This is a genomic window from Aliamphritea spongicola, from assembly GCF_017051665.1.
GTDB lineage: Bacteria > Pseudomonadota > Gammaproteobacteria > Pseudomonadales > Balneatricaceae > Amphritea > Amphritea spongicola.
In genome coordinates, this window is the sequence record NZ_JAFIDL010000017.1 from 1 (window position 1) to 3,076 (window position 3,076).

1 rRNA gene is annotated in these 3,076 nt (G+C 50.6%); it reads right to left on the reverse strand.

The annotated features are described in order from the left end of the window. Nucleotides 1-23: 23 nt before the first annotated feature. Nucleotides 24-2,913, reverse strand: a 23S ribosomal RNA gene (locus tag JYB63_RS22515). Nucleotides 2,914-3,076: the final 163 nt, after the last annotated feature.

The window sequence follows — 3,076 nt, forward strand, 5'->3', positions numbered from 1 at the left end:
CAACCAAACGCTTTTGGCGTTATATGGTCAAGCCTCACGAGCAATTAGTACTGGTTAGCTCAACGCCTCACAACGCTTACACACCCAGCCTATCAACGTCCTGGTCTTGAACGGCTCTTCAGGGGACTCAAGGTCCCAGTGAGATCTCATCTTGAAGGGGGCTTCCCGCTTAGATGCTTTCAGCGGTTATCCTGTCCGAACATAGCTACCGGGCAATGCCATTGGCATGACAACCCGAACACCAGAGGTTCGTTCACTCCGGTCCTCTCGTACTAGGAGCAACTCTTCTCAAATCTCAAACGTCCACGGCAGATAGGGACCGAACTGTCTCACGACGTTCTAAACCCAGCTCGCGTACCACTTTAAATGGCGAACAGCCATACCCTTGGGACCGGCTTCAGCCCCAGGATGTGATGAGCCGACATCGAGGTGCCAAACACCGCCGTCGATGTGAACTCTTGGGCGGTATCAGCCTGTTATCCCCGGAGTACCTTTTATCCGTTGAGCGATGGCCCTTCCATACAGAACCACCGGATCACTAAGACCTACTTTCGTACCTGCTCGACGTGTCTGTCTCGCAGTCAAGCGCGCTTATGCCTTTATACTCGATGCATGATTTCCGACCATGCTGAGCGCACCTTCGTACTCCTCCGTTACTCTTTGGGAGGAGACCGCCCCAGTCAAACTACCCACCACACAATGTCCGCGATCCCGATAAGGGACCTGCGTTAGAACCTCAATAGTACCAGGCTGGTATTTCAAGATTGGCTCCACTCGAACTGGCGTCCAAGTTTCAAAGCCTCCCAGCTATCCTACACAAGTAATATCAAAGTCCACTGCGAAGCTATAGTAAAGGTTCACGGGGTCTTTCCGTCTAGCCGCGGATATACGGCATCTTAACCGCAATTTCAATTTCACTGAGTCTCGGGTGGAGACAGTGTGGCCATCGTTACGCCATTCGTGCAGGTCGGAACTTACCCGACAAGGAATTTCGCTACCTTAGGACCGTTATAGTTACGGCCGCCGTTTACTTGGGCTTCGATCAAGAGCTTCGCCGGAGCTAACCCCATCAATTAACCTTCAAGCACCGGGCAGGCGTCACACCCTATACGTCCACTTTCGTGTTTGCAGAGTGCTGTGTTTTTAATAAACAGTCGCAGCCACCTAGTATCTTCGACCCCCAACAGCTTAGAGAGCAAGTCTCATCACCGTCAGGGGCGTACCTTCTCCCGAAGTTACGGTACCATTTTGCCTAGTTCCTTCACCCGAGTTCTCTCAAGCGCCTTGGTATTCTCTACCTGACCACCTGTGTCGGTTTGGGGTACGATTTCTTGTTATCTGAAGCTTAGAAGTTTTTCCTGGAAGCATGGCATCAACCACTTCGTCCAAAAGAGGACTCGTCATCAACTCTCAGCCTTAGGGAACCGGATTTTCCTAATTCCCCAGCCTACAGCCTTAAACACGGACAACCAACGCCGTGATGGCCTAGCCTTCTCCGTCACTCCATCGCAATAACAAGAAGTACAGGAATATTAACCTGTTTCCCATCGACTACGCCTTTCGGCCTCGCCTTAGGGGTCGACTCACCCTACCCTGATTAGCATTGGATAGGAACCCTTGGTCTTCCGGCGGGGAGGTTTTTCACCCCCCTTATCGTTACTCATGTCAGCATTCGCACTTCTGATACCTCCAGGATGCCTTACAGCTTTCCCTTCAACGGCTTACAGAACGCTCCTCTACCACGCAAACAAGTTGCGTCCGTAGCTTCGGTGTATGGTTTGAGCCCCGTTATATCTTCCGCGCAGGCCGACTCGACTAGTGAGCTATTACGCTTTCTTTAAAGGGTGGCTGCTTCTAAGCCAACCTCCTAGCTGTCTAAGCCTTCCCACATCGTTTCCCACTTAACCATAACTTTGGGACCTTAGCTGACGGTCTGGGTTGTTTCCCTTTCCACGACGGACGTTAGCACCCGCCGTGTGTCTCCCATGATTGCACTCTACGGTATTCGGAGTTTGCATCGGGTTGGTAAGTCGGGATGACCCCCTAGCCGAAACAGTGCTCTACCCCCGTAGGTGAGACATGAGGCGCTACCTAAATAGCTTTCGAGGAGAACCAGCTATCTCCGAGCTTGATTAGCCTTTCACTCCGATCCACAAGTCATCCGCTGGCTTTTCAACGACAGTCGGTTCGGTCCTCCAGTTGATGTTACTCAACCTTCAACCTGCCCATGGATAGATCGCTCGGTTTCGGGTCTAATCCCAGCAACTATACGCCCTATTAAGACTCGGTTTCCCTACGGCTCCCCTAAACGGTTAACCTTGCTACTGAAATTAAGTCGCTGACCCATTATACAAAAGGTACGCAGTCACGGAACAAGTCCGCTCCCACTGCTTGTACGTACACGGTTTCAGGTTCTATTTCACTCCCCTCACAGGGGTTCTTTTCGCCTTTCCCTCACGGTACTGGTTCACTATCGGTCAGTCAGGAGTATTTAGCCTTGGAGGATGGTCCCCCCATATTCAAACAGGATATCACGTGTCCCGTCTTACTCGATTTCACTTAAAATAGGCTTTCATATACGGGGCTATCACCCACTACGGCCGCACTTTCCAGAGCGTTCTATTAACCACATTTAAGCTTAAGGGCTGGTCCCCGTTCGCTCGCCGCTACTAGGGGAATCTCGGTTGATTTCTTTTCCTCCGGGTACTTAGATGTTTCAGTTCCCCGGGTTCGCCTCTCAAGAGCTATGTATTCACTCAAGAGATACCCAGCTTATACTGGGTGGGTTTCCCCATTCGGAAATGTCCGGATCAAAGTCTGTTTACCGACTCCCCGAACCTTATCGCAGGTTACCACGTCCTTCATCGCCTCTGACTGCCAAGGCATCCACCGTGCACGCTTAGTCACTTGACCATATAACCCAAAAGGGTCTGATTCAAAGTAACTGATTAAACTTCATAGCCAACTGTTAAACAGTTAACGCTGAAGTAACGATACATTTACGCCGGATTAGCGCTTGTACATTTGTCTTACTTAATTCTCGTTACAGGATTTAAATTGTTAAAGAGCGTTTTGT